This is a genomic window from Vulcanisaeta sp. JCM 14467 (genome assembly GCF_001316245.1).
Lineage (GTDB): Archaea > Thermoproteota > Thermoprotei > Thermoproteales > Thermocladiaceae > Vulcanisaeta.
In genome coordinates this window covers 83,632-110,562 of sequence record NZ_BBDM01000006.1, presented here as the reverse complement: position 1 = coordinate 110,562, position 26,931 = coordinate 83,632, and the positions used below count along the sequence as shown (strand labels likewise).

The window sequence follows — 26,931 nt, the reverse complement described above, 5'->3', positions numbered from 1 at the left end:
CGATTCAAGTCTAGCTTGCATGTTTGGGATCCATTTAGAACCTAGGGAAGGCTATAAAGCACCTGCTCCTCTAACTGATCATCCCTTCCAAAATCATAATGGCAAAAACTGCATTTCTTCTCTCCCTCCCTATTCACGTAACCACACCTCGGGCAAGTTATTTCACCAACAATTGACATTAATCACTAATATCCTAGCTCTTTAAAAAAACTTTGTATTTTCAATAACTCTATAAATTCTTAATTGCAATTGAATTATCATTTATACTAAGTATAAATAATATGGTCACGCAATGATGAGGATGGCGTATGGATCACCCTCTGCCTATTATATGCGTAGCGCCTTATGTAATTGGTTTTCTTGGCTAAGTGCAAGAGTCATTTTGTATGTAAATAATAACGATATCAGAAGCATTTATAAAGGACTTTTTCCTTGATGCCATGTGTCACAGTTGAGTAATGAGGAGAGTACTTGGGCTTTGGTTGCATGGTTGATTCCGCTTGTCGGTGGAATAATTGGCATGGTGGTTAAGCCCAACTCAAACTATGTCAAGCATTGGTCTTACCTGAGTATTGCCTTTGGCTTGGTCATAATTGGTGTTGATGTGGTACTCGGAGTAATATCACTCCTAACCATCTTAATACCACCAATACACATAGTAATAATGGCACTGAGTTACCTGGCGGGGCTAGCATTCCTAATAGTGTGGATAGTTGGTATACTGAGGGAACGCAACTCAATCTACTGGAAACCAACAATAATATACGACGTGGCAAAAATGATTGGTGCACCATAAACAAGGCAACCACAGCCCAAGACTTAAAACTATCATAAATCATCTTAACAATCAACATCCATAGTAAATGGGCAAGATTTGAAAATGAAGGATTAATTGCAAAAATATGGTGCCCCGGCCGGGATTTGAACCCGGGTCACGGGCTCGAAAGGCCCACATCCTTGACCGGGCTGAACGACCGGGGCTGTTGTCTCATTTTTCCTGTGGAGTTTTAAACTTTTGTCTATGGTTCTTAACCTGGGCCTGGGTGAAGTCCTCGGGGCAATCCGCCGCGGTCGCCCCCTTTGTGGGTGTGGTCTCGCTTAAGTACGAGGATTCTTTGCCTTGTCTCTTCATCCTCGGCATCCTTATACCTTAAACAGAGCACTGCCGTGATACTCCTCCTCAAATCATCATCCAGCATTACCATCCTTAGTACCGCATTGTATGGTAGTTCCACACGGGTATAGTTATAGTCACCATTTTTCTTATGGATATTATGAGTATAGGTATAAACAGTGATAGCGCCATACTTATTCTTCAATGTATCAACGAGCCGCTTAGCGTTCTCACTCACCACATTACAACGGAGCGAAAGCGTTTTTTATGAATAATTATTGTAAACGCTTTCCCCATCAATTCCACACTATATCTCCCCTTCTTCTTCCTCCGCCCCATAGTTCATGGGTTAAGCGTGCGTTGAGGAGGTTTAAGTCTGGTAGCGTCAAGTAAATTAATGAGAATGTCGGTTAATTGATTTAAGTTTGTAATTTTACGGTGTTTTTAATGCCCATTACCGTATTTAGAGGTGGTGATTTATACTTCGTTAGATTCTCGATAAATAGGTATCCCAGGAGGGCTGCTTTTGTAGTTGGTAATTTTACTGCGTATATGAAGCCCATTGAGCTTGAATTCTGTGGTTCTGACTATTGTGCCTATGTTTCATTACCTCCGGGCAGGTACTACTATAGGTATTTGGTTGATGGTGAGGTTGTCCTCGATGATGGTCCTACGGAGAATGGATTTAACGTCCTCATACTCCGTGGCCCCGTTAGGAGGGTCCGCATGAATAGGCGTAGGTTGTTTAGGGCGATTTATGGGATATTCGTTGATAGGTTTGGGTGTAGGAGGGAGGGTGGCCCTAGGGATAGGCTTGGTGGTGACCTGTATTTCATTAGGGATAAGCTTGGCTATATAAGGTCCATGGGTTTCGACGCGATTTACTTAACGCCGATTTTTAGAGCGATGTCATACCATAGGTATGACGTTACTGATTACCTTAACGTTGATGATGACTTGGGCGGTAATGAGGCATTTAAGGAGTTGTTGAGTAGGGCGCACGACCTAGGCATCAAGGTCATACTGGATTTACCTATACACCACACTGGTTCCGATCACCCCGCCTTTAAGGCCGCCTTAAGTGGCGATCCTGAGTATTCCCGCTGGTACTACATTTATGATGGCGATTATGAGAAGTTCATGGATGTTAAGAGGATGCCTAAGCTTAACATGAAGTTCGCCGGTGAGTGGGTTAAGGGCATAGTTCTTCACTGGGCTTTGATGGGGTTGATGCCTTTAGGATTGATGTTGGCGCCGGCATACCACCCTGGTTCTTGTGGGACCTGAGGAACTTCATCAACACGCCTTTAATCGCCGAGGTCTGGGGCGACCCATTCCTATGGAGGAACGCCGTCGATGGCGTTATGAATTACCAAGTCTGGGAACCACTCACTAAGTTTCTACGTAATGAAATAAACGCTGAGGAATTTGCTCAAGTGCTTAAGAGACAATTAGCGGTATTACCGAGGCACTTCCTAACGAATTCCTGGCTCTTCGTGGACACGCATGATACACCAAGAGCAATAACTATACTCAACAATGATATTGAAAAGTTCAAGGCCGCATTGGTATTTATATATACCTGGGTTGGAACGCCAATGCTTTATTACGGTGACGAAATAATGCTTGAGGGAGGTCCTGACCCAGATAATAGGAGGTGCATGGATTGGAAAAGAGTTTATAATGCCAATACCCTTCATGATTTCATAAAAAAAGCTTTCAGGATTGAACATAATGCCCAAGCATATAATTGCCAACTCAAGTGAGCTTATTTATTACGATAGTAGGCTTGAGGTTAGGCTAAGTAATGAGGTGAGGAGGTACGATGGTGGTATATTGAGTGGTGATTACTTTATTGTTAGGAGTAGGTAACTTGACAGGAATTATCGATATTTAATTATCGTTAATAATTGTTTATTAATGGGTATACCTAGGTATAAACATATAGATAAATATCTAATCTTTGTCTCTTTTATTTATGAGTATGCATGAATTATATAAATCAATCACGGTAATGCTTTTAAACCTGTTCATAATACCTGAATACGTATGAACAGGCTTGGACTATCAACGGGCGCCATAATAGGTATAATCGTTGCGGTGATAGTCGTAATAGTCGCTGTAGTAGCCGTGGTCTACTTATACAAGCCCTCTGCGCCAAAACCAGTAACACCGCCGGGCTTCGTAATACCGATAAGTGAATTCACGCCGCAGAATGTCTATAGTTCCAGCTTTGCCCAAACCTTCTGTTCGAAGGTCGGTAACGTAACAATAACCGTGTGGAACACGTATAGCCCCAGTGAGAATGAGGCATTTAATGCCTCGCTAGCCTCCTTCGAGCAGTTATACCCATGCATACACGTTGAGGTAACCTACGGCGTAGGCATAGCCACGAGCAACTTCATATCAGCTGCCAAGGCTGGGCAGGCGCCCATTGTTTACAGGGACTCGAGTGATGATGCGGGTAAACTCTTTGCAGCAGGCCTAATACTTAATTTAAGCGAGTATTTACCACCGTCTGTCTTTGAGCAGTACCTATCAACTGCTGCACAGAACTTCTATCTCAACACGCCAAGTGCCCACGGCTATTACGGACTGCCAGACAACATAAACTACATAGTCATGTTCTACAACAAGCAATACATAACATCACCACCAAACACCACAGACCAGTTAATTAATATGTGCCTGCAGGTCAACAGTACGTACCACGTGTGGTGTATCGCATACGGCGTTGGCTCCGAGTGGGGCTATAGGTTCGCAGCCTGGTTCGCGGGATTTGGAGGACAGATATTCGGTCCCAACAACATGCCGCAGCTCAACTCGAGCGCCATGGTTAACGCCCTAGAATTCTGGTATAACCTAACATATGGTCTCCACATAAATGCCCCAGACATGAACCCAAGTCTCGAGGGTCAATTATTCACAAGCGGCCAGGCAGCAATAATATTTGACGGCCCATGGGACTTAGGGACGTACTTCAAGGCCCTTGGCTGCAACCTTGGTGCCGCGCCATTACCCGTGGTTAGCCAGACAGGGCTACACGCAAGCCCGTTGATAGGCAGTACTGGTTGGGTAATTTCCTCACCACAGGCTAGCGGCGCCACGCCGCAGCAGATAGAGGCTGCATTAGTATTCATACTATACATGACTGGTCCGCAGGCGGACCTTAACCTATGGAATTACGCACATGACATACCAGCAAACATACAGGCTTATAACACGGCGGTCAGCCAATTAAAGTCTGGGCAGTTAACGCCGGCATGCCTCAACGACATTATGGAGGGCATATTCGCGCAAGCCCAGTATGGCCAGAAGTTCCCCAATATACCAGCAATGGCCTATTACTGGCCGGCATTTCACCAGTACGTAACTGCATACTTCGCAAATCAAACCACAGCCCAAGCCGCTGCCCAGGGCATGGAGCAGTACATGCTCCAGCAGATGGCTCAGTCAAGCGGTTGAGCTAGGTGATTGGTAATGGATTCTCTTCAAAAATTAGATCGTATTATTATCCAATATCTTTACCTCCTCCCCATCATTGCCATCGCATTATTCCTATTCCTATACCCAGTGGCCTATGCGGTTTACATTTCGTTTACAAATTTCGATCTATATCACCTATTTCATTATGCATTCGTTGGTTTGAAAATCTATGAACAAATACTGACAAGTAGTACATTCTATACATTATTATTAAACACGATTATCTGGACAGTGGGTAGTTTGATCCCAATGGTCGTTACCGGGTTCATACTGGCCCTAATACTTAACCAGAGGGACATTAAGGGTAGGAACGTGTTCTTCACGTTACTCCTGGTTCCCTGGGCATTCCCTGCATATATATCGTTAGTAATTTGGTATGGTATGTGGAATTATGAGTATGGAATTGTCAATAAGTTCCTCGGTTTGCTTGGCATACCACCAATTAATTGGTTAACATTCACAAACACGGCTTGGGTGGCATTAATACTAACTAATCTGTGGTTGTCATTCCCATACTACACCGCTGTCTTCCTATCAAGCCTGCAGAGCATACCGAGTGAACTTTATGACATAGCGATTGTGGATGGCGCCAATGCATGGCAGAGGTTTAAGCACATAACGCTGCCCCTAATGAGGAGTGCCATAGCTTCGTAAGCGTTGGCGGCTTCGTATTCACGTGGAATAACTTCTACCCAATATACATACTTACCGCTGGAGGTCCCGGCATATCCACGGACATACTGATCGTTTATACGTATCAAGAGGCATTCTCCTACGGGTATTACAACATAGCGGCTGCGTACTCCGTAATATCGACGATAATACTGACCATAATGGCCATATTAATGCTTAGGATTGGTAGGGTCCTCGAGGTGATAACATGAGCAACAGGTATAGCTTGAAGAATAGGTTTGTTAATTGGGTTAGGCTTGGGATATCGTACATAATACTCGCCATAACCGCCGCCATAGCCGTATTCCCAATATACTACATAATAATCACCTCCGTAAACCCAATACCAACACTAGCATCAATAACCCTACGCTCCCTCCTACCAGAGAACCCATCCCTAGAGGCTTATTACTACATTTTATTCAAGGAACCATTCCTATTGTGGCTTAGGAATAGTCTAATCCTTGCGGCTGGTACCGTAGCGATTACGGTGATTGTAGCCTTCATAACTGGGGCTGCCTTATCGAGGTTTAATATACCCGGTAAGACGATGCTCATGGTTACGATATACGTCATGACCTTCTTCCCATTCGCAGCAACTGCATTGCCACTATACCTAATGTTCGCATCATTAGGAATACTTAAGCATGCATGGTCAACATATGTAGGCTTAATACTGGCATACTCCGGCGGCACATCGATATTCAGCTCATACCTGGTTAAGGTGTTTCTTGATAGGATACCGAAGGATTATGAGGAGGCGGCGTTAATAGATGGTCTAACCAGGCTCGGCGCATTTTTCAGGATTCTCCTGCCAATGGCTAAGCCAATAATAGCCTTTGTGGCACTGCTCGCTTTCATGGGTGCCTACACGGACTATGCATTGGCTTATGCATTCATAACGAGAGGGAGCATGTGGACCTTAACCCTGGGCATGTACTACCTAGCTTCGTGAATAGGGCTACGCTGTATAATGTACTCGCCGCATTCTCCGTGCTCATGGGCATACCGATATTCGCGGTATTCATAGCGTTTCAAAAGTACCTAGTGCAGATATATGCAATGGGCGGTGTTAAGGCATAGAATGGTTGAAAATAATTAAAAGAATAATTGAAAAGAAAAGTTTAAATATCTAAAAAACCAAATAATATGACAATTAAAATAATATATACGGCAATTCTTTTACTAATAGTAGCAGCACTACTCATAGTACCCACAATCCATGCCCAGAACTCATGTACATATATAGTGTCCTTCAATGTAACACCAACCTCAGGCCCTGCATACATAACGGTGGCAATAACAGGAATCCCAGAGGGCCATGAGGTATACCTACACTGGGGTATTGAACCGTATTCGCAAGGTCCCTGGTCAAGCGTTACCGACACGTCAATGACCTGGAACGGCACCAGCTACGTAGCGACCATAGGGCCTTTCCAACCAGGCACGTGGGTTGCCTGGGTGTTTCATGATGAAACAACTAACACGTGGATTAACTATCAGTGCGTGCCCTTCTGGAACTGGAACGTGGATGTTAACCCACCAAATGCAGGCTATACATGGGCCTACGTCTATCCAAACGGCTCAATACTAATAACAGTGATTGGCAGGGCGCCAGACAACATACTCCTTTGGTATGGCTTAACCTCAGGCCCTGGAAACGTACCTTGGTACACAACAAGCAGTACACCAGGTGCCATGAACGCAACGATGACATTCAACCCACTATGGGGCAATTACTCAGTGATGATAGAACCATTCCAGCCTGGGCAATGGGTACAATGGGTTTACTGGGATACAACAACCAATACCTGGCTTCACTGCTCAGCGAACTTGATAAGTGGTATGGTTACGTGCACACCCAATGGAAACTTCGCAATACAGGACGTTTACTCACCACTAGTGTTCATAAACGCGACGTATAGTAAGTACGTTTACCTGGTTAAGCAGGAGGCGACGGCATACGTACTCTTTGAGAACGCATTTGGTAAGCCCGTCACCGTGAACATGACCCTCACCGTAGATAATGAGGAGTTTAATTACTATGACGTGACTATAATGCCGGGCTACTACACGGTGGCGTTGAATTTCACGGTGAATATACCGCAGGGAATCTACACACCAACACTAACAGTATACAGCTTAGGCACGGTGCTAACCCAAGCCTCATTACCAAGCCTCTACGTGCTCAATACAACCGGTAAGCCACCAATTAGCCTGGTCATTGTATGGAACATGCACCAACCACTCTACATAGAGCCCAATGGCACATGGGAGTAGGCCTGGACACTGCTTCACACGTGCCATGACTTCCTATGGAATGGCACCTGGGTCGGAGCCTATGAGCTACAGGCCTTATTACTAAGTGAATATAACGTGAGTGTAACCATAGACTTCACCCCAGTCCTACTCTACCAGTGGGAGACCATCCTAACCGAGGGTAAGTTCCCATACTCACCGGTCTGGCCAAGTCCATCAACCCTTAACGTGAATATGACCCAATGTCTTGAGGCCATAAACTACACGATAAGCCTATACAGGGAGCTTGCCCAGGAGGGTAGGGTTGAGATACTCACGGTACCCTTCTACCACCCACTGCAGGCCATAATCTACGACAATGGCTGGCAGAGCGACCTACTGGCCAGATACTCATGGGTGAGGAAATGACAGAGAGGGTCTTCGGCATTAAGGCCACTGGCGCCTGGACCCCTGAGATGACGTTTAACATGGGCTCATCCACCTATACAATGAGACTGGTATTGAATTCACAATACTTGATGCCCAGGCATTCCTACCCTATGCAACCGTGGTCAGCGGTACACCATCACCCTACGGACCAATAATTGTTGAGGACTCAACCGGCGAGCAGTTAATAATCCTATTCAGGGATACTGACTTATCTAACGCCTTTGCCTTCGCCTACTTCAGCCAATCACCCCAGGTAACTGCCAGGGAGCTAATACACTACCTGGCCAGGATATACATGCAAAACCCAGGCGCTGTAGTCGTCGTTGCACTGGACGGCGAGAACCCACTGATCTTCAACCCAACAACGGGACCCGCCGACCTGCAGGCAATCTATCAAGTCCTCTCTGAGTACCAGGGTACCTGGTTCATAACGCAAACGGCAAGTGAAGCCATAGCCACTCACAAGCCAATAGCGGTACTAACGAACTTACCCGAGTCATCATGGGCCCTAAACCTGAATAACTGGAACAATGGCTACCCAGGTAAGATAGAGATTTGGCGCTCAGTGGCCCTGGCGAGGGAGTACCTAGTGGCATTCACCAAGGCCGTGGGCATGCCAATATCACCAATAGTGCCACTGCCCTTCAACATAACGCCAAACTCAACAAACCCAATATACACGCTGTGGAATTACCTATATGTCGCCGAGGGCAGTGACTGGACCTGGCAGACCGGGCCGCCGAACTACGGCCCAGCGTGGTTCCAGGAACAGGCATTAACATACACGAGCGCCATAATCAATACGATAAAGGGTTGGTTATTCGAGATTAGGCTTGTTAAGTACGTGGTCGAGGATAATGCGGTAGTGCTGCAGATCTACAATGGCCTAAACTACACGCTGTATGTAACGCTAGTTGTGAGTAACGGCACGTACACAATCGCCAAGCCCATATTACTAAGGCCTCACCACATAACGACAATACCAGTAATCGGCATTGAGAATGCAACAATAGCCCAACTATACTCACCAGTCACAGATAGCGAGCTTGGCGACCACTCAATACCAATCAACCAGTACGGATTCCCACTCGTCACACTCACACTTAGTCATGGTAATTCACAGGCAATAACGGCAATGCAGGGAGAATCCAATGATTTAGTAACCGGCCTTATAGCGGTACTACTTAGTGCGTCCGTTATAATGATGGTCATACTCATCCAAAGAGGCTTACTCAGGTAACTCATTTCTATGGCGCATTCAGAATTAAAAATCATCATCACTCTTTCTCGCCTGACCCCTTAGAGACTATTGAGTAATACCTACTGAGTACTGGGCATCCACGGCCGCCGCTGAGGCAGAAGTTGATGAATTTGCTTCTACTAACTCTCCAATCCTCAGGTGGCATGAGTATGCAACGTTCACCATCGTACGTTCTCTGATAAAATACGCACTTATTCCCACTACTAGATGACACAGTAAGTCATGAGGCATTAACCTTATTTTTATTACTCTTCCTCAATTTCTTCTTCAATTCTCTTAAGCAAGTCTCACAGCATAGGTAATACGTCCTCCTACCCCTCCTATATATGATTGGCACCGTTATGGGCCCACCACAGTAATCACAAACCAAGCCAACACTAATCAATTGCTTACTCACGGGCCTTAACGCTATGTAGACCTCCTCCTTATCCCTAAGCCTATCAATTATGTTCACCAACTCATTGAAGTCCCTAGCCCTTACAATAACCATGTACCTACCATCGACCAACTTAAAGCACTCACCAAGGTCCGCATGAGACTCCCTACTCACCACAAATGCCCTTGGGGAATCCTCGGGTATGTCTACCGTGAACCTAACGCCCTTATTAACTAGCGACTTCAGTGCCCTATAAACCGTGACTCTGGAAACACCGAGTCTCTCGGCAATCTCAGAAACACTCGCCCTGGAGTTCTCCCTGAGAATGCTTAATACCTTAATCTCAATATCCGTAAACCTAGAAACACTTGTTTCCTGACCCATGACGATTACCTTAACACTTTGTTCTTGATAAACTATACAGTTCAGTGCATTAATTGCACCATTGTATGGGCAGGGCCATAGACCCAGTCTGTGGTATGGAGGTTGACACAAGCACCCAATACAAGACCATATACAAGGGCAGGATATACTACTTCTGCTCACCAGTGTGTAAGCGTAAGTTCGAGGAGAACCCTGAGTACTACCTAATGCATGGGCCCCAGGGAATGCCGCATGAGTAATGAGGCAATTCATGATGAATTGGGCAGGGTAAGGGTTGGGCTTAGGTTTAGCGGTGGTAAGGAGGTCCATTTCAAAATAATTGGCATGCATTGCGCTACCTGTTCCTTAACCGTGCAAAGGGCATTAATGAGTGTGGACGGTGTCTTATCGGCCAGCGTCAGCATGGCAAGTGATGAAGCAGTCGTTATAGTTGACCTAACACGATTCGAATACTCCAAGGCCTTAAGGGCTGTTCAGAGGGCTGGTTATGACATCTATAGGGAGTCGGTGACACTCACATTAAGGAGTCTTGAGCCGGAGGAGGCAAATACCGTGACAAGGGCATTATGCATTCCAGGTGTTTTCAACGTCGTTGTCAATCCTGTTAACCACTCAGTGATGATTACTTACAACCCGCTGGAAACAAGTGATAATGAGCTCAGGGCAATCATTGAGAGTGCTGGCTTTAGGGTAATTAACGTTGCTAAGGCCGATGCCGGTGATTTTGATGTAGATAGGAAGGCTGTTGAGACCGACTTGAGGGATATTAGGAATAGGCTCATTGTGGCAGCTCCACTAACGGCACTAATATTCGCATTAGAAGCCCTAAGCATCGCTAGGCTTATCCCAGACGCATTGTATGCGGTCCTATCCTTCGCCCTAGCGACTCCAGTCCAGTTTTACTCTGGCATGCGCTTTGTTAGGGGTGCCGTGAGGGCCTTTAGGAATGCCACGGCTAACATGGACACGTTGGTGGCCCTGGGCACGTTATCAGCATACATATTCAGCGTACTGGTGTTGCTTCACGTATTAAGTGGTGAGGTCTTTTTTCGACTCAAGCGCCGCAATAATAACCTTCATACTCATTGGGCGTTACCTGGAGACTAGGCTTAAGCTCAAGGTTAGCTCAACAATGAGGGAGTTAACCAGATTATACCCGAGGAATGCCAGGGTCATTATGAATGGCGTGGAGACGGAGGTACCCATTAACGAGGTTAGGGCTGGGGACTTGGTGGTTGTTAAGGAGGGTGAGGTAATACCAGTGGATGGTTATGTCGATAGTGGTGAGGGTTACGTTGATGAGTCCGTGATGACCGGTGAGCCAAGTCCGAGACGTAAGGGTGTTAACGATCTCGTGCTTGCTGGCACAATACTCACGAGGGGTTACTTAAGGATTAGGACCACGAGGAGTGGCGAGTACGCCTTCATAGCCCAGTTAATAAGGCAGGCCAGGCAGGCTCAATCATTGAGGATACCAATACAGTCACTGGTGGATAAGGTCGCATCCTACCTCACCTGGTTCGTGATGGGAACCGGCGCTGCAACATTCATTGCCTGGTACCTAATTGGCGCGCCATCTACGTAGCCGTACTGCACATGGCCTCGGTACTGGTCATAGCATGCCCTTGCGCCCTTGGACTGGCAACACCAATAAGTGTCGTAGCTGGGACAAATAATGCCCTAAAACACGGCATATTGATTAGGGAGTCTAGGGCAATTGAGATAAGCCTAGGATTAAGGCTATTGCCTTGATAAGACGGGTACCTTAACCAGGGGTAGGTTTGGTGTTATCTCAGTGGTTGGTGATGGTAAGGCCCTGTACTACGCGGCAATTGCCGAGAAGGGCTCCGACCACCCAATAGCTAGGGCAATAATTGAAAAAGCTAAGGAAGTATATGAGGAAATCCCCAGCGCAGATAGTTACGACACCATACCTGGCATGGGTATAGTTGCTCAGTGGAATGGCTTAACGATAGGGGTTGGCAATGATAGGTTGGTCAAGGGCTTTGAGGCCAGGGCCAGCCCTGAGATTGAGAAGGAGGTCCGTAAGTACGTCAGTGATGGTTATACGGCGGTTTACGTAATTATGAACAACGAGGTATTAGGCGCGGTAATACTTGGCGATTCCATAAGACCTGAAGCCCCGATGGTAATCAATGAGTTGAGACGCATGGGTATAACGCCCATAATGGTCACCGGCGATAATGCCGAGACTGCAACATGGTTGCCAGGAAGTTGGGTATTGACTATGTCTATGCTGGGTTAATGCCTTATGATAAGGCCAACATTATTAAGGAGTTGAGCACTAAGTTCGGTGTAGTGGCCATGGTGGGTGATGGTATTAACGATGCAGTGGCGCTTAAAACTGCCGACATTGGCATAGCCATGGGCGCTGGTACCGACATAGCGAAGAGTGCGGGTGACGTGGTGCTGCTAAGTAATGATTTAACGAGCATACTAAGCTTCATTAAATTATCGAGGAGGATACTAAACAACATTAAGTTTAACATATTATATGCATTCATGTATAATGCCGTGTTAATACCCATAGCTGCAGGCGCTGTGCCCAGCCTCACCATAAGGCCTGAGTGGGCCGGCCTTGCAATGGCCCTGAGCAGCATAACCGTAACGCTCAATGCATTGAGACTTAGGCGGAGCCGTGTTTAATGGCTTAAGGTAAGTCTTAATAATTGTCTAGAAGTCTCCAGTAATGGTATGAGCGTCATAGTGGAGATAGCGATCGACCCGATTGGCACGGGCTCCACGAGCGTTGGCGACTATATAAAAATTGCCGTAGACGTGATCAAGAAATCCGGCTATAAATACGAGGTTGGACCATGGGTACGTCAGTCGAATTACCAAGTGTTGAGGCATTGGGTAAGCTTCTTCAGGACATTCACGATGCCCTTTATAGGGCCGGCATTAGGAGGATCGTAACCACCGTTAGGATTGATGATAGGCGTGATAAAGCAATAACAATGGAGTATAAGGTCAATAGGGTCAAGGGTTAAGACGGGTAATACCTAGTGATACGTATAGACTTAGATGTTAAGGATATTTATGATTTTTAAATCTAAGGACGTGAATACTAAGGTTAAATTCAATCAATTGCACATTCCTTTAACGCTAAAGTAAAATGAGTTTGGGTTGCCGAGACCCTAAAAATATAAATGTTAATTTTTAGTATTATTACTGGATATGCAGTCGGTTGATAGGCTCATTATCAAGCGGGAGAGTTCGTGGACTATTAATGGTTCGGTGATTGACTTGTATAGCTTGCGTGATGGTAGGGGTAATAGTGTTTACATTGCCTTGAGTAATGGCGTCATATATGGCGTTGGGCAAACATAACTTCAAGCGTTATTCTCGGCCTCGAGTAAGTGGGTTAGCGAGCATCATGAAAACCCTGGCGAGGATCCATTCATGCATGTCATGAATGAGGTCACGAAGGAGGGTGGAGGGGCGTTGGCGGTGATGAGGCATGAAATATCAGCGGAGTTATTAGCGAGTAGTGACAGGGAGGATTGGGGCGTGGTGAGGAGGGAATTGGAGGGGTTGCTGGCTGACTACGGCATACCCAGTAAGTATGGTGAGCCCTTTATCACCATTATTAAGGACTTGGTGAGGGATAGGTTGAGGGAGGAGGGGTTGCAGGCTGAGGATTGGCTAGTTGATGCACTTACGAAGTTGTACATAAGGCTTGCCCGTGAAATGCTGTACGTGGGTGGTGCGCATTAATGAGTATGGACTTGATCGAGGATGTAATCAGCATTATAAGGTGGGTCGCGGAGTTTCTCTCAGACCTGAGGAGATATCCTGATGATAAGTTTGTGAAGATCCTAGGGGAGTTGAGAAAGAACCAAAGGTTAACTCCAGAGGACATGTATAAGATCATTTCTGAAATAGTTAAGTCACAGAGGTGCGAGCATTACCGTGTGGTGCGGAGGAAGACGATACTGGGTAGTTACGAGGAGGTGTACATTAAGGATAACCATTTCGTCGATTATTAACGAGCAATCGTAATTGGGATTAGCGATTTAGCAATGAGGTGAGCATTGCCCACTGAGATATAAGAGGGTCTGGTGGGCTGGGTTGGTGGGTTATGGTTAAGGTCACGTGAGACTTGGCACGGTATTTGATGACCCGGAGTTTTTCGAGGTTAAAATGAATTGTACAAGATGCGGTAAGTGCTGTTTAAACACACAAATGGAGCTCCTGCCCGAGGATATTGAGAGGATAACTAGGCTGGGGTATAGGCTCACGGACTTCGCAGTGTTTGATGGCGAGATATGGAGGTTAAAGAATGTTAATGGGCATTGCGTATTCCTTAATCCACAGACCATGGAATGCACGATATATGAGAATAGGCCAATCGGTTGTAGGCTTTACCCGCTGGTTTATGACGATGTTGAGGGGCCGTACATTGATAAGGAATGCCCAGCCTGGAACACCGTGAAGCAAGGCGAGGTTGATAGACTTGGTAAGTACTTGCCATTGTTCATAGCTAGGTCGCGACAAACAAGAGATTGGGTTCGGTTAAGGTACGGTGTTCGTTCAAGTTAATTTTACTTAAGTAAAATAAGCATTAATACACTATCATTAAAATAAATATTAATAGCATCATCATATGAATTTAGACATGACCTTAGAATGCGTGGCATTAGTTTTTATGTATTTCGTGGCACATTTATTAAGCTATCTAAGTAGTCTATGGATTTATATTTAACTATTTTTACCATTTAGAGATAAATAACCTACCAGAAGCATTTATAAAGCCCCTAGCGCCTACGTTCATGAGCGATATGACCGAGGTAACTGAATTCATAATACTTGGCAGGGGCGGGCAGGGTGGCGTCACTGCGGCTAGGATTCTCGTGTCCGCCGCGCTTAAGGATGGTAAGTGGGGCCAGGCTATTCCAGAGTTTGGCGCTGAGCGTAGGGGCGCTGTTGTTAAGTCGTATGCGAGGATTGCTGATAAACCCATACTACTTCATAGCAATGTGAGGAAGGCTGACGTGCTTGTCGTCCTTATTTCAAGTGTCCTTGATTTAGTTAATGTGGATGAGCTCATGAAGAGTAGGGACTCTATAATAATTGTTAATTCACCAACACCAATAAGGACCGGGTATAGAACTTATTACGTTGATGCCACATCAATAAGTGAGAAGCTTGGCTTGGTAATTGCTGGTTGGCACATAGTGAGTACGCCATTACTAGGGGCTGTTGCGAGGGTGACAGGTGTTGTTAGCCTTGACTCAATCATCGCATCACTGCCTGAATTCGTTGGTAGGGAGAGCTTGGTTAAATTGAATGCCGAGGCCGTTAAGATGGGCTATGAATTGGTCAGGGGTGAGTGAGATGGGTGTCGCCGAGAAATTGAGAGGTCTCTTACTTTCAACTCCTGCAGAAGGCGCTGGTGGTAGGACTGGTACTTGGCGCGTGTATAGGCCTGTCATTAATTACTCTAAGTGCACCAAGTGTGGTCTGTGTTGGCTCTACTGCCCTGAGAATGTCATTGACTGGCTTGAGGATAAGAGTGTGAGGATAAATTACGACTATTGCAAGGGCTGCGGAATCTGCGCCGATGTCTGTCCAGTTAAGGCTATAGACATGGTTAAGGAGGGGGTGGTGTGAATGAGTAAGCAGATATCCCTGGCGAAGCAGGTTAGGAGGGTCTTGGTAGGTGATCATGCGGTTGCTGAGGCCGTTAAGCTAGCAAGAGTCAACGTGGTCTCTGCATACCCAATAACGCCGCAGACCCTCATTGTCGAGAGAATCAGCGAAATGATCGAGAGAGGTGAGTTGAAGGCGGATTATGTTAGGGTTGAGAGTGAGTTTGCGGCATTGGCCACGGTGTATGGCGCGGCAGCAGGCGGCGCAAGGGCATTCACAGCAACCTCAAGCCATGGGCTGTTCTACATGTATGAGATGCTTTGGTGGGCTGCGGCCTCGAGGGTTCCGTTGGTCATGGCTGTGGTTACGAGAGTCGTTGGACCACCGTGGAATATACATGATGAGCACACGGACATACTGGCTATTAGGGATAGTGGGTGGATAATTGGTATGGCTCAGAATGTGCAGGAGCCTTTGACATGACATTAACGGCATTCAAGATAAGCGAGGATGAGAGGGTATTATTACCGGTGGCCATTGGCCTTGATGGGTTCATACTCAGCCATACAGCGGAACCCCTGGACATACCGTCACAGGAGGATGTAGATGCGTGGTTACCGCCCAGAAATCCGAGAATTCCATATACCGTTGAGCCTGGTGGCGAGCCAATAACAATGGGTAACCTACCCCGTAATGACGTCTACCACGCACTACTTAAGAAGTATATGGACGAGTCCATGGAATCCGCTAAGAAGGTCATCGCCGAGGTCTATGATGAGTATGGGAAGTTAACGGGTAGGAAGTACGGGTCATTAACTGAGTGCTATAGATGTAGTGATGCTAAGTACCTAGCCGTGTCAATGGGTGCGTGGAGTGGGGATATAATGAACGCAGTTGATAGACTTAGGGATGAGGGATACCCAATTGGGCTGTTAAGGATTAGGTACATAAGGCCATTCCCTGAGGAGGACATTTCAGGCTGGGTCAATGGCATGAAGGGCGTAATAATATTTGATAGGGACTACTCAGCCGGCATGGGTGGTATATTAGCCGGCGAATTAAGCGGGTTAATACCAAGTAACACCTCCTTTGAGGGAGTATTAGCGGGAATTGGTGGGTTTGATGTTTCAGCCGATGAGTTTAAGGCGATAATGAGGGACTTCGTGGATAAGGTTGAGCGTGAGGGCTTAGTAAGGATTAGGAAGTACTGGTACATACCGAAGGTTGAGGGGTGATGGGCATGGTCACGATGAGCGAATTACATAAGTACGGCAGGACTAAGTTCATAATGCCTGGCACAGCCGCATGCCCTGGCTGCCCATTGCAGGTTGGCATGAGGCAATTGGCGATGGCGCTTGATGGTAAGCTTGCCATGGTAATACCGGCTGGGTGTTCAAGCGTAATACCTGGCACCGCACCGCACACTGCATACTCATTCCCTGTGCTTCACGTGCCATTTGCCTCAAGCCCCGCAGTCGCCAGCGGCTTAGTTAGAGCCGTGAGACAGAGGGGTATTAATGGGCCTGTGGTTGTTTGGGCTGGTGACGGCGCAACTGCCGACATCGGTTTCGCAACCTTAAGCGGTGCTGCGTATAGGAATGAGGACATACTATACATAATGGCTGATAACGAGGCTTACATGAACACTGGAATACAGGCGAGCGGCACAACGTCTTGGATGGCGTGGACAACCACGTCACCAAGGGGCAAGACTGAGGATAAGAAGGATGTGGCATTGATAATGCTCATGCACAAGGTGCCCTACGTAGCCACTGCAAGCATAGCATACCCAATGGACTTCATCGACAAGGTTAGGAGGGCTATGCAGGTAAAGGGATTCAAGTTCATACACCTACACGCACCATGCCCACCCGGTTGGCGCATGGAGGACGCCTATACCATCAGGCCGCAAGGCTTGCCGTTGAGACTGGTGCCTGGATTTTATGGGAGTATAATCAGGGTAAGTTGACCATTAGTCCGCCGAGTCTGCCGTATAGGGATAAGTCGAGGAGGAGGCCGCTGGAGGAGTACTTGAAGATTCAGGGTAGGTTCGTTCACCTGAGACCTGAGGATATTAAGGTTATGGAGGAGAAGATCGATAGGCAGTGGGAATTAATACTAAGGCTTGCTGAGATTTTTAAGTGAACGTCATTAAAATAAAATTTAATAATTGTGTAGATTCCCCAGACCAAATGAGCTGGAGCTTATTAGATGCATTAAGGAATAGACCGGACATTGTCAAGGACTCACTTAGGAAGAGGAGGATGGACGTTAGCATTGTTGATAAGTTCATAGAGCTTGACAGTAAGTGGAGGAGTCTTAAGGCTGAGATTGATGAGTTGAGGCATAGGCATAACGTGCTTACTAAGGAGGTTAGTAAGTTGAGCGGTGCTGAGAGGGAGAGGAAGATAATGGAGGCTAAGGAACTACTGAATGAGATTCAGAAGAAGGAGCAGGAGTTGGAGAGTGTTGAGAGGGAGAGGGAGAAGGTTCTCAGGTCAATACCGAACCTGGTGCATGAGAGCGTGCCCTACAACTGCCCAGAGGGTGTTGATGCAATACCTGTCAGGTTCTACGGAACACCCAAGGTATGGGTTAGCCACATTAAGGAGTTTAAGGACCAAACCGAGCGCTTTGGCTTTAACGTGCCCTATGAGACCATTGATTGGAAGCCTATTGGCCATGCGGATATGCTCGAGGTAGTCCTTGGCATGGGCGATACGCTTAAGGCCGGTGAGGTGGCCGGTTCGAGGTTTTACTACCTATTTGATGACTTGGTGATGCTGGACATGGCATTGATAGCCTACGCCATTGATTACATGACTAAGAAGGGCTTTAGGCTCGTATTACCACCCTACATGCTTAAGTACGAGGTTCTCTCCGAGATTCTAGACATGGAGACGTTTAAGGATATGGTGTATAAGGTGGAGAATGAGGACCTGTACTTAATAGGCACGGCGGAGCACCCAATAGCTGCTTACCTAAGGCGTACCGAGCTTCTTGAGGATCAATTACCACTATTGTTTGTTGGCGTATCGCCGAGCTTTAGGAGGGAGGCTAGCGCAGGTAATAGGGATATGAAGGGGATCTTCAGGGTTCACCAGTTCCATAAGGTTGAGCAGTTCATATTCTCACTACCCGAGGATAGTTGGAAGTGGCATGAGGAGTTAATAAAGAATGCAGAGGAGCTTTGGCAGGGACTTGGACTGCCATATAGGGTAGTACTGCTCTGCGCCCATGACATGGGTAGGTGTGCGGCTAAGCAGTATGACCTCGAAGTCTGGATGCCCGCCCAGGGTATGTATAGGGAGATGGTCTCATGCAGCAACTGCACCGACTGGCAATCGGCTAAGCTTGGGGTTAGGGTTCTTAGGAAGGATATGAGGAGGGAGTTCGTGCATACACTGAACTCGACAGCCATAGCCAGCACCAGGGCTATAACGGCAATACTCGAGAATTACCAGGAACCTGACGGTACCGTGGTAATACCAAAGGTCCTAAGGAAATACCTGGAAATATTCAGTAAGGGCCCAACAGACGCCATTTACCCGAGGAAGAAGGTTAGGAGGAATGATAAGGGTAACCCAATAATCGAGTGAGACACTATCGCTGGAGGACCTCCGCATCATTCCAAAGATTATTGAAGTACGTCTTTGCAATATCGATTATGTAGTCTTGCCTTGAGTATAGGCTTATGTAATCAGTGCCATGTCTAATAATGAGACAACACCGCCAACACCGATGAAGCCACCACCAAATAGTTTGTCCCTAACCTAATGTGTATCCTGGGTGGTAAGTCCCTGATATGATTTACTAAGTCATGGGTAACCAGGAGCCTAACCTCGCTATTACGTGATATATCCTCAATCATGGACAGGACTCTATGGTCAAGTAGTTCTGGGTATGGCGTTGCAACGTCCAGGTTTCCATAACCCATGGATTTCATTATCAACTCCTTAGTGCTGTCGAGACCCCTAACGACGTATAGAAGTTCGCTTTGAGCCGCAACCCTGCCCCTATAGGCGGACTCATACATTAGCTGTAGTGAGTCTATCAATGGCTTTATCGAGTTAACATAGTCCGAGAACCTCTGTACAAGCCTATTGAATATGTCCGTTGGAGATATGGCGTAGAACAATTCGGGTCTCCTCTTATCATCAATCTCGACATAACCTAACCTGTACAATTTATGAAGTACTGAGTATACCTTTGATGATGGTATATTAGCCTTTGCCGCGACATCCCTCGCGGTTAATGGTCCATTCTCCACAAGGGCTATGTACGCCTTTATGTCGTAACTCGTTAACCCAATGAATCTCGCCAAGTCCTGAAGTCTCTTTTCAATGCTCATACTAAAACACTACTGAGAGTATCAGTTGGCGACAAAGCTTTTAAAGAATTAACCCTCAATTACCGTAATGGTTCAGGTAGCGACGGCTAAGACGGAGTTAATTGAGGTGCAAAAGCCGAGAAAACCACTCGTGGACTTGAGTAGGTTCAAGCTGCCTAGCATTATAGGAATGCCCTTGAGAATGAGGCCCTTCAGCGCATGTGGAAGAAGCAATTCGGCTTGCCTGACCATGTTAGGGTTGTTAAGGTCTCAGTATCCGTATGCCCAGTTTGCAGTAAGCAGATACCGATGGTTGTTTATGAGGAGGATGGGGCAATATGGCTGAAGAAGACCTGCCCGGAGCACGGCACATTCAGGGACCTGTACTGGGGTGATGCTGAACTTTACTACTACTTCCTCCAGTGGGACGCACCTGAGTACATTGGCAAGGGGACCGCAAACCCAAACACAGACCTAAACTACTACCTAGCAGCAGGCAGCTGTCCACAGGGTTGTGGACTGTGCCCAGTCCATAAGACGAATACCGTACTCGCAATAATCGACGTGACAAATAGGTGCAACATGAAGTGCCCGGTTTGCTTCGCAAACGCCTACGCGGCCGGTTACGTCTACGAGCCAACGCTTGAGCAGATTGAGTACATGCTAAGGACACTAAGGGCTCAGAAGCCCTGGGCGCCCAATGCCATTCAATTCAGCGGTGGCGAGCCGACTCTGAGGAATGACCTGCCGGAGATAATTAGGATGGCGAAGGCCCTGGCTTCGACCACATTGAGGTGAACACCAACGGTATTAGGCTTGCCAACGATATAGACTATTACAAGAAGCTCTTGGACGCGGGCATGTCGACCATATACCTGCAGTTCGATACTATAGACTCCAATAACCAGGGTGTTTGGAGGCATAGGCTTTATGACCCAAGGGCCTACGTGGCTGTTAAGAAGAAGGTTATTGAGAATGCTAGGAAGCTTGGACATAGATCCGTGGTTTTGGTTATCACCATGGCCAGGAACTACAATGATAAGGATATTGGCAAGATAATTGATTTCGCGGTTGAGAATAGGGACGTAGTTAGGTGGATTAACATACAGCCGTGGCCTTTGCCGGTAGGGCTAAGGAGTATAGTCCCGAGGAGATTAGGCAGTTTAGGATCACAATACCTGACGTTATAAATGAGATCGAGGTTCAGACAGGTGGTAAGATAAGTAAGTGGGACTGGAGACCAGTTAACTGGCCCGTAGCCATCGGTAAGCTCGTTGAGGCAATAACGGGTAGTCCAAAGCCGTTGTTCGGCAATAACCCAGTATGTGGTGCATCAACGTTCATATACTATGACGAGGATACTAAGGAGATACTCCCAATAACTAAGGTCGTTGATGTTGACGGCTTTGAGAAGACTGTTTGGGACCTGCACAGTAAGGCTGTTAGGGGCGGTGTTTGGAGGGGAATAGCCACCGTGGAGACTCTTAAGCTGCTTAGATATGTTAAGCACAAGGCTTTAGGAACATACTTGCCAACTTCCTAATAAAGAAGGACTACGAGTCCCTGGGCCAGGTAATGTTTAATGTGGTTGGCCTTGGCATAATGCACTTCATGGACGTGTTCAACTTCGATGTGCAGAGGGTCCAGAGGTGCGATATACACTATGCAACGCCCGATGGTAGGATAATACCCTTCTGTACAATGAATAACTTCCACAGGGATAAGGTTGAGCACAGCTTTAAGATGGATGTGAAGGACTGGCTGAAGATTAAGCTTGCTAAGAATACCGCAGTTTACGTATAATTTTACCGCAATTATTAATTTACCCGTATTTATTCAACTCTACACCTAAGTAATTATTAATAAGTATTTCTTTATCCACAGGTAGTGTGAAACCGAGGAGTAGGTTTGTCCTGGATTCTGTCATAAACTCATCAGATAATCTACTCATGGTTGTACCACCATTCATAAACTCCCTATTCTCAGCCATAGCACTTTTAATGGAGCGATTTAGGAGGGGCCTATTAACGCACATAACATTACTAACGCTTGAGTCAATAAATGATTTAAGAAGAGACGTAATAAGCAGGTATAATTCAATTCTATTTATTGACCCACCCACGATAATGCAATTTAATGAATTCGTGAACTCCCTCAGTGGTAAGAGGGTGTTTGTAATTGGTAGGGAAGGCATTGACTGGGTGAATGCCGATGCTTATCTCGAGTTCACGGACTCAATACCCCAATTAATATGGCAATTACTAAATAATGAATTAAGTCAGGACTCAATGAGGTTTCTAGAGGCGGCGATTACGTATGAGTTTTCCGTAATGCCAGACTATAACGTCTCATTATTCAATGGGTGGTTAACAACGGAGTTCATTAATTACCCAGCATTACCAGGCATACTAAGGCTACCATTGAGCATATCTCTCACGCGCGCCTTCTCACCCGTAATACCCAACATCACGGGCAATGAGACCGAGGCTAAGAACCTCGTGAAGACCATTACTAAGAAGGTTGATGCATCGTATAAGGACCTTAACGAGGACGAGGTTATGACTTTACTGAAGCATATAAGTGATTTCATGCTAGGAGCCGGGTTTAGGGGTGATTATCTTGATAAGCTCGTGCTCATGCATAGGAGGTGGATTAATACCGATGTTGATGTTCTAGAGACGATACTCGCCGTAGAATCTCAACTAGTGCTTTGGGAGTACGCAGGTGGTTTATTGGCTCCAATACTTAATCCGCAAAGCGTTAAGGAAATGAATGGCTCAATCACTAAATACCTAGGTGTGATCAGTGAATATGTGAAGCAATTAGATAGGGACAGTATCACGGTTAGGCAGGGTTACCAACCATTAACATTAATTGACAGGTTATGTTCAATTATTAATTTTAAAATCGATAGCAGGAGTAAATCTTTCCTTATCGAGAATGAGCCCTACAGTTAATTTGTGCATTTAATGAGGAGGTTACGGATGCGGACCTAGTATTTAAACGTGGTAACTACTCAATAGTGGTTAAGGGATTGAGACAATGATAGTCAATGGTAAGGTTGTCCTGGAGATTGCCGTGAAATCCCAGGAGGATTGCCGGGTAATAATAGCATCATTATTACCTGACGAAAGGGACTTGCCGCAGGGTGTTTCATCAACCATTAAGTGCGTTGATGATAAGCTCATTTATGAGGTCGTGTATAGTGTGGAGAGTGATAGGTTGTTGAGTGTTTATAATACGATTGATGATTTCATTAGGAATCTCAGGATTGCATTGGAGTCCCTTAATGGGTTAGGAAGGTAAAAATATAAAAAGGGTCTTTTTGATCAACGATAAGATCAACGTGTCAGAGCAGAAGCAGGTTAAGACAGGTAAGTGGATGATTAAGAAGTGGTTTACGGTATACGCACCTGCATTATTCAACGGAATAGAGCTTGGTGAAGTACCTGCTAATGAGCCCAACGCACTCATTGGCAGGACCATTGAGGTTACATTATTTGACATCACGAGAGACCTCAGTCACCTGCACATAAAGTTGAGGTTCCAGATAGATAGGGTTGAGGGTGAGAGGGCATACACGAGATTTAAAGGCATGGAGTTGACGAGGGACTATGTAAAGAGCTTAATTAGGAGGGGTTCAAGCCTTATTCAATTGATTCAGGACATAAATACAACGGATAACGCATTACTCAAGGTCACGGTCCTCGCCATGACACCTACTAGGTGCAAATCAAGCCAAAAGAGGGCAATTAGGAGGGAGTTTTCTAAGACATTGAATGAAATCGCGAGCAAGGTTGACTTCAATGGGTTTGTGAAGACCGCAGTTTTTGGTGACATTAGTAATCAACTATTTGCCGTTGGTAAGAAGATATACCCATTGAGGAAGGTCGAGGTTTACAAGATAAAGGTACTGAAATACCCAACCGGTGGCGAGGTCAAACCAGCCGCTGAGGAGGTCAAGGTTGCGGAAGCGACCACAACATCTCAACCCTCTTCCTCACCCTCCTCATAATAAGTCCTGCTTAATCTCTCCATCAACTCCCTATACCTACTTTCCCTCCTCCAATTCTGAATCCACCTATATACCGTAGCATGTTGTCTACCGCGTATGAGCATCTCGATTGCCTCCCTGGCCGTCTTAACATTCTCATAGGGACCGAGTATTGCTATGTACTTATCGCCAATCACTATGTTCGTATCAGTCAACTCCTGGAGAACCCTCTTAGCCCTACCATCCTCACCAATTATCCTAGCCTTAATCCTACTAATGTGGTTGGACTTGCCCTTGTCAACATAATCCCTTAAATCAATTATTTCAAGGGTATAATTATCATTCCTCAGGTTTTGGGCATCATTATAATCAAAGCCATATGATATTGCCTCAATTATATTCTTAGCCTTCATCAATTGGTCGAAGTTTGTGTTGTTGCCTGGTACTATGGTAACCTCACCCTTATCATTATCAACGATTATTTTAACACCGAACTCCTCCTCAATGGCTCTTGCGGAATCGTTAATCGCCCTTAACCTATTCTTCTCAACCACGAGTTTAAAACCACCCTTAATGTAATCGCTTATCATGTTCTCATCTACATAATTCTCTCGGATTAAAAATCTTGCTTCCTTCGTGGGTTTAGTAATTATTAATAATTATAATTATTACTATGGTAGGAAAATTTTAAATATAGTACCTAGTCATAATTGGGTTGTATGGGTTTACCCAGTATACCCAGTTCACTCCCGACAATAAACCTATGCAGTAGGGGTAAGGTCTTAGTTAGAGTTGACATGAACGTACCAATAAACAGGGATTCCGGTGAAATACTCGATGAATACAGGATCGAGGCGCACTCAAGGACGATTAGATATCTCGTTGATTCAGGCTTGCCCGTTGTCGTAGTGACGCATCAGGGTAGACCTGGAGACCCGGAATTCGTATCCCTTGAGATGCACGCCAAGGCGCTTAGTAAGTACCTCGGTATTGAGGTGCGCTTTGTGGATGATGTTATAGGGCCTAAGGCACGTGAGGAGATAAGCAAGTTAAGACCTGGTGAGGTACTAATGCTCGATAACCTTAGGTTCATTAGTGAGGAGGTCATTGAAGGAGAGCCGCAGAAGCTCGCAAACACGTACCTAGTGAAGAGGTTGGCGCCATTATTCAATTACTTCATCCTTGACGCATTCGCAACAGCGCATAGGTCGCAGCCAAGTATTGTTGGGTTCCCGTATGTATTACCGAGTTGTATGGGGCTCGTAATGGAAAGCGAGGTTAATGCATTGGGTAAGGTGCTCAACACTAGGGATGTGTCCACGGTATTAATTGCCGGTGGTGCTAAGGTTCCCGAGACGGTAAAGGCCATTAAGGCGCTGCTAAGTAAGAACCTAGTTAGTAAGGTGTTGATTGGGGGGTTAGTTGGTCAATTATTCCTGGCTTTGAGGCATGGCAACAATAAATTACTTGGTAGTGTTAAGGTTGACCAGGGCACGATTAACGATGCTATGGACGTGATGAAACTATTCAATGATAAGGTAATACTCCCAGTGGATGCCGTGCAGCCGGATGGCAAGGTAATTGAGCCGAGCAATGCGCAGTCGATGCTCGATATAGGACCTGAGACCATTGATTTATTCAATAAGTACGTAGCGACAGCCGACATTGCAATAATGACGGGACCACTTGGTCTCGTTGAGGTTGACCAATTTGCAGTGGGTACGAGGGAGGTTATGAAGGCCATGGTTGATAATGCCCAGTTCACAATAATTGGCGGTGGCCACACAATAATGTCAGCTAAGAAGTTTGGGTTAATAGGTAGGATAAGTCATGTGTCCACCGGTGGTAGGGCGTTTATTCAATTCTTGGCAGATCCATACCTGCCCGGTATTAAGGCTCTTGAACTCTCCAAGTCAAGGTTCTGGGTGTGAGCCATGGTCGTTAAGGTAGGCATAATGGGTTATGGAACGATTGGGAAGAGGGTTGCTGACGCAATAATGAGGATGGATGACATGGAGTTAGTCGGTGTTATTAAGCAAACACCAGATTACGAGAGTGAGGTCGCTGTTAGCAAGGGCATTAGGTTATACACCTATGAGGATAGGGTTAGTAAGTTTGAGAAGGTTGGGGTCAAGGTTGCGGGGACCGTTAATGACTTAATTAAGTATGTCGATGTGGTCATCGATGCCACACCTGATGGTGTGGGTGCCGAAAATAAGGGTAAGATTTACGAGCCAATGGGGTTAAGGGCGATATTCCAGGGCGGTGAGGAGGCAGACGTTGCCGAGGTAAGCTTTAACGCGCTTGCGAATTACGACATGGCTGTTGGTAAGAGGTTCATTAGGGTCGTCAGCTGTAATACTACCGCTCTCTCGAGGTTAATAAGCGCCTTCTTAATCCACGGTTATAGGATAAGGAGGGTTAGGGCGTACCTAATTAGGAGAGGTGCTGATCCCAGGGAATTCAAGAAGGGACCCATTAATGATGTGGTATTCAACCCAGCCACGGTGCCCAGTCATCATGGGCCTGACGTACAGACGGTGATACCGACCATCGACATAGTCACGATGGCTGTGGCCGTACCAACAACAATGATGCACCTGCACATGGTTAACATTGAGTTTGATGGCCAGGTAAGTAAGGGTGAGGTTGTGAAGGTTCTTGAGGAGACGCCAAGAATACTACTGTTTAATGTGTCCTCGAGGAAGTTCGAATCCCTTGCGCAGATAATTGAGTGGGCTAGGGACGTGGGTAGCTTAGGGTGATGTGATGGAGAACGCCATCATAGAGGACTCAATAACCGTGTACCAGAATGAGTTGTTCCTGATGCAGGGTGTTCACCAGGAAAGTATCGTGGTTCCCGAGAACGTAGATGCCGTGAGGGCAATGTTCAAGCTCTCCAGTAAGTGGGACTCCATCAGGAAGACCGACCTAAACCTTAACCTGGTGACTACGGGCAAGAATTACAACCTCGCATAACAACAGGTTCAAAGCTTTTAAGCCTTAATAATCC

30 protein-coding genes, 1 tRNA gene and 7 pseudogenes are annotated in these 26,931 nt (G+C 46.1%); 31 read left to right on the top strand and 7 right to left on the bottom strand.

Features of this window, described 5'->3' with window-relative positions:
* Positions 1–41: 41 nt before the first annotated feature.
* Positions 42–179, bottom strand: a complete 138-nt coding sequence (locus JCM14467_RS16945; protein WP_252901036.1) for a hypothetical protein — start codon at positions 177–179, stop codon at positions 42–44.
* Between the two features lie 263 nt (positions 180–442).
* On the opposite strand from JCM14467_RS16945, the gene JCM14467_RS07280 reads away from it, so the two are divergent.
* Entirely contained in the window at positions 443–796 is a 354-nt protein-coding gene (locus tag JCM14467_RS07280; protein WP_054849633.1) for a hypothetical protein, read from the top strand.
* Positions 797–903: 107 nt separating this feature from the next.
* Here JCM14467_RS07280 and JCM14467_RS07275 read toward each other — a convergent pair.
* Together JCM14467_RS07275 and JCM14467_RS07270 are read right to left on the bottom strand one after the other, a co-directional pair.
* Positions 904–981, bottom strand: a tRNA-Glu gene (locus JCM14467_RS07275).
* 47 nt (positions 982–1,028) lie between these two features.
* Positions 1,029–1,352: a hypothetical protein gene (locus JCM14467_RS07270; RefSeq protein WP_054849632.1), complete on the bottom strand. Its 324-nt coding sequence runs from the start codon at positions 1,350–1,352 to the stop codon at positions 1,029–1,031.
* Between the two features lie 209 nt (positions 1,353–1,561).
* Here JCM14467_RS07270 and JCM14467_RS16940 point away from each other — a divergent pair, with 209 nt between their 5' ends.
* The 8 genes and pseudogenes from JCM14467_RS16940 to JCM14467_RS20425 all read left to right on the top strand — a co-directional run bounded on the left by JCM14467_RS16940 (position 1,562) and on the right by JCM14467_RS20425 (position 9,200).
* Positions 1,562–2,401: an alpha-amylase family glycosyl hydrolase gene (locus JCM14467_RS16940; protein ID WP_252901035.1), complete on the top strand. Its 840-nt coding sequence runs from the start codon at positions 1,562–1,564 to the stop codon at positions 2,399–2,401.
* Complete coding sequence (locus tag JCM14467_RS16935; RefSeq protein ID WP_252901034.1) at positions 2,389–2,880, top strand: alpha-amylase family glycosyl hydrolase; 492 nt, start codon at positions 2,389–2,391, stop codon at positions 2,878–2,880. The genes JCM14467_RS16940 and JCM14467_RS16935 overlap by 13 nt, the downstream gene beginning before the upstream one ends.
* Positions 2,849–2,986, top strand: a complete 138-nt coding sequence (locus tag JCM14467_RS16930; protein WP_252901033.1) for a hypothetical protein — start codon at positions 2,849–2,851, stop codon at positions 2,984–2,986. The genes JCM14467_RS16935 and JCM14467_RS16930 overlap by 32 nt, the downstream gene beginning before the upstream one ends.
* Before the next feature lie 177 nt (positions 2,987–3,163).
* On the top strand, positions 3,164–4,579 hold the full coding sequence (locus JCM14467_RS07260; protein ID WP_054849631.1) for an extracellular solute-binding protein: 1,416 nt from the start codon (positions 3,164–3,166) through the stop codon (positions 4,577–4,579).
* Between the two features lie 15 nt (positions 4,580–4,594).
* Positions 4,595–5,484: pseudogene (locus JCM14467_RS19995) on the top strand (carbohydrate ABC transporter permease).
* A complete protein-coding gene (locus JCM14467_RS07250; RefSeq protein ID WP_252901031.1) occupies positions 5,481–6,227 on the top strand; it encodes a sugar ABC transporter permease in 747 nt (248 codons plus the stop codon). The pseudogene JCM14467_RS19995 and the gene JCM14467_RS07250 overlap by 4 nt, the downstream one beginning before the upstream one ends.
* Positions 6,224–6,355, top strand: a complete 132-nt coding sequence (locus JCM14467_RS20430; RefSeq protein WP_256359228.1) for a hypothetical protein — start codon at positions 6,224–6,226, stop codon at positions 6,353–6,355. Before JCM14467_RS07250 ends, JCM14467_RS20430 begins: the two co-directional genes overlap by 4 nt.
* A gap of 66 nt (positions 6,356–6,421) precedes the next feature.
* Positions 6,422–9,200: pseudogene (locus JCM14467_RS20425) on the top strand (glycoside hydrolase family 57 protein).
* Positions 9,201–9,237: 37 nt separating this feature from the next.
* Here JCM14467_RS20425 and JCM14467_RS16905 read toward each other — a convergent pair.
* Positions 9,238–9,435 carry a metal-binding protein gene (locus JCM14467_RS16905; RefSeq protein WP_252901028.1) on the bottom strand — a complete coding sequence of 66 codons (198 nt, stop codon included), beginning with the start codon at positions 9,433–9,435 and terminating at the stop codon, positions 9,238–9,240.
* A 6-nt stretch (positions 9,436–9,441) separates the two neighbouring features.
* Positions 9,442–9,981: a TRASH domain-containing protein gene (locus JCM14467_RS07240; RefSeq protein ID WP_054849630.1), complete on the bottom strand. Its 540-nt coding sequence runs from the start codon at positions 9,979–9,981 to the stop codon at positions 9,442–9,444.
* A 65-nt stretch (positions 9,982–10,046) separates the two neighbouring features.
* On the opposite strand from JCM14467_RS07240, the gene JCM14467_RS16900 reads away from it, so the two are divergent.
* The 16 genes and pseudogenes from JCM14467_RS16900 (at position 10,047) to serS (ending at position 19,193) form a co-directional block, all read left to right on the top strand.
* On the top strand, positions 10,047–10,220 hold the full coding sequence (locus tag JCM14467_RS16900; RefSeq protein ID WP_252901027.1) for a YHS domain-containing protein: 174 nt from the start codon (positions 10,047–10,049) through the stop codon (positions 10,218–10,220).
* Positions 10,213–11,088, top strand: coding sequence for a cation transporter (locus JCM14467_RS16895; protein ID WP_252901026.1), 876 nt, complete (start codon positions 10,213–10,215; stop codon positions 11,086–11,088). The genes JCM14467_RS16900 and JCM14467_RS16895 overlap by 8 nt, the downstream gene beginning before the upstream one ends.
* Positions 11,018–11,566, top strand: a complete 549-nt coding sequence (locus JCM14467_RS16890; protein WP_252901025.1) for an HAD-IC family P-type ATPase — start codon at positions 11,018–11,020, stop codon at positions 11,564–11,566. Before JCM14467_RS16895 ends, JCM14467_RS16890 begins: the two co-directional genes overlap by 71 nt.
* 11 nt (positions 11,567–11,577) lie before the next feature.
* Positions 11,578–11,733: a hypothetical protein gene (locus tag JCM14467_RS16885; RefSeq protein ID WP_252901024.1), complete on the top strand. Its 156-nt coding sequence runs from the start codon at positions 11,578–11,580 to the stop codon at positions 11,731–11,733.
* Between the two features lie 43 nt (positions 11,734–11,776).
* Positions 11,777–12,247, top strand: coding sequence for an HAD-IC family P-type ATPase (locus JCM14467_RS16880; protein WP_252901023.1), 471 nt, complete (start codon positions 11,777–11,779; stop codon positions 12,245–12,247).
* Positions 12,202–12,648, top strand: coding sequence for an HAD-IC family P-type ATPase (locus JCM14467_RS16875; RefSeq protein WP_252901022.1), 447 nt, complete (start codon positions 12,202–12,204; stop codon positions 12,646–12,648). The genes JCM14467_RS16880 and JCM14467_RS16875 overlap by 46 nt, the downstream gene beginning before the upstream one ends.
* A 48-nt stretch (positions 12,649–12,696) precedes the next feature.
* A pseudogene (locus tag JCM14467_RS07230) lies at positions 12,697–12,992 on the top strand (MTH1187 family thiamine-binding protein).
* A gap of 187 nt (positions 12,993–13,179) precedes the next feature.
* A complete protein-coding gene (locus tag JCM14467_RS16870) occupies positions 13,180–13,332 on the top strand; it encodes a hypothetical protein (protein ID WP_252901021.1) in 153 nt (50 codons plus the stop codon).
* 72 nt (positions 13,333–13,404) lie between these two features.
* Complete coding sequence (locus JCM14467_RS07225) at positions 13,405–13,719, top strand: hypothetical protein (protein ID WP_054849629.1); 315 nt, start codon at positions 13,405–13,407, stop codon at positions 13,717–13,719.
* A complete protein-coding gene (locus JCM14467_RS07220; RefSeq protein ID WP_252901020.1) occupies positions 13,719–13,991 on the top strand; it encodes a hypothetical protein in 273 nt (90 codons plus the stop codon). The genes JCM14467_RS07225 and JCM14467_RS07220 overlap by 1 nt, the downstream gene beginning before the upstream one ends.
* A 154-nt stretch (positions 13,992–14,145) precedes the next feature.
* Positions 14,146–14,544 carry a YkgJ family cysteine cluster protein gene (locus JCM14467_RS07215; protein ID WP_054849662.1) on the top strand — a complete coding sequence of 133 codons (399 nt, stop codon included), beginning with the start codon at positions 14,146–14,148 and terminating at the stop codon, positions 14,542–14,544.
* Positions 14,545–14,774: 230 nt separating this feature from the next.
* Positions 14,775–15,338 carry a 2-oxoacid:acceptor oxidoreductase family protein gene (locus tag JCM14467_RS07210; protein ID WP_054849627.1) on the top strand — a complete coding sequence of 188 codons (564 nt, stop codon included), beginning with the start codon at positions 14,775–14,777 and terminating at the stop codon, positions 15,336–15,338.
* 1 nt (position 15,339) lies between these two features.
* Positions 15,340–15,615, top strand: coding sequence for a 4Fe-4S binding protein (locus tag JCM14467_RS07205; RefSeq protein WP_054849661.1), 276 nt, complete (start codon positions 15,340–15,342; stop codon positions 15,613–15,615).
* Positions 15,616–16,829 (top strand): annotated as a pseudogene (locus JCM14467_RS07200) (pyruvate ferredoxin oxidoreductase).
* Between the two features lie 5 nt (positions 16,830–16,834).
* Positions 16,835–17,739: pseudogene (locus tag JCM14467_RS07195) on the top strand (3-methyl-2-oxobutanoate dehydrogenase subunit beta).
* Positions 17,740–17,786: 47 nt separating this feature from the next.
* Positions 17,787–19,193 carry a serine--tRNA ligase gene (serS, locus tag JCM14467_RS07190; protein ID WP_054849626.1) on the top strand — a complete coding sequence of 469 codons (1,407 nt, stop codon included), beginning with the start codon at positions 17,787–17,789 and terminating at the stop codon, positions 19,191–19,193.
* 113 nt (positions 19,194–19,306) lie between these two features.
* Here the strand turns inward: serS and JCM14467_RS07185 are convergent, their stop codons facing one another.
* Positions 19,307–19,945, bottom strand: a complete 639-nt coding sequence (locus JCM14467_RS07185; RefSeq protein WP_252901019.1) for a TrmB family transcriptional regulator — start codon at positions 19,943–19,945, stop codon at positions 19,307–19,309.
* 67 nt (positions 19,946–20,012) lie between these two features.
* Here JCM14467_RS07185 and tes point away from each other — a divergent pair.
* The 4 genes and pseudogenes from tes (at position 20,013) to JCM14467_RS07165 (ending at position 23,939) form a co-directional block, all read left to right on the top strand.
* Positions 20,013–21,727, top strand: a pseudogene (gene tes, locus JCM14467_RS07180) (tetraether lipid synthase Tes).
* Between the two features lie 86 nt (positions 21,728–21,813).
* Positions 21,814–22,881 (top strand): hypothetical protein, encoded by a 1,068-nt coding sequence (locus tag JCM14467_RS07175; protein ID WP_252901018.1) that lies wholly within the window; start codon positions 21,814–21,816, stop codon positions 22,879–22,881.
* An 85-nt stretch (positions 22,882–22,966) separates the two neighbouring features.
* A complete protein-coding gene (locus JCM14467_RS07170) occupies positions 22,967–23,230 on the top strand; it encodes a KEOPS complex subunit Pcc1 (RefSeq protein ID WP_054849625.1) in 264 nt (87 codons plus the stop codon).
* A gap of 40 nt (positions 23,231–23,270) precedes the next feature.
* Positions 23,271–23,939, top strand: coding sequence for a 30S ribosomal protein S3ae (locus JCM14467_RS07165; RefSeq protein WP_252901017.1), 669 nt, complete (start codon positions 23,271–23,273; stop codon positions 23,937–23,939).
* Here JCM14467_RS07165 and JCM14467_RS07160 read toward each other — a convergent pair.
* Positions 23,912–24,508 (bottom strand): KH domain-containing protein, encoded by a 597-nt coding sequence (locus JCM14467_RS07160; RefSeq protein WP_054849624.1) that lies wholly within the window; start codon positions 24,506–24,508, stop codon positions 23,912–23,914. The genes JCM14467_RS07165 and JCM14467_RS07160 overlap by 28 nt on opposite strands.
* Positions 24,509–24,637: 129 nt before the next feature.
* Here JCM14467_RS07160 and JCM14467_RS07155 point away from each other — a divergent pair, with 129 nt between their 5' ends.
* Both JCM14467_RS07155 and JCM14467_RS07150 read left to right on the top strand, forming a co-directional pair.
* Positions 24,638–25,849, top strand: a complete 1,212-nt coding sequence (locus JCM14467_RS07155) for a phosphoglycerate kinase (protein ID WP_054849623.1) — start codon at positions 24,638–24,640, stop codon at positions 25,847–25,849.
* 3 nt (positions 25,850–25,852) lie between these two features.
* Positions 25,853–26,897 (top strand): annotated as a pseudogene (locus JCM14467_RS07150) (type II glyceraldehyde-3-phosphate dehydrogenase).
* Positions 26,898–26,931: the final 34 nt, after the last annotated feature.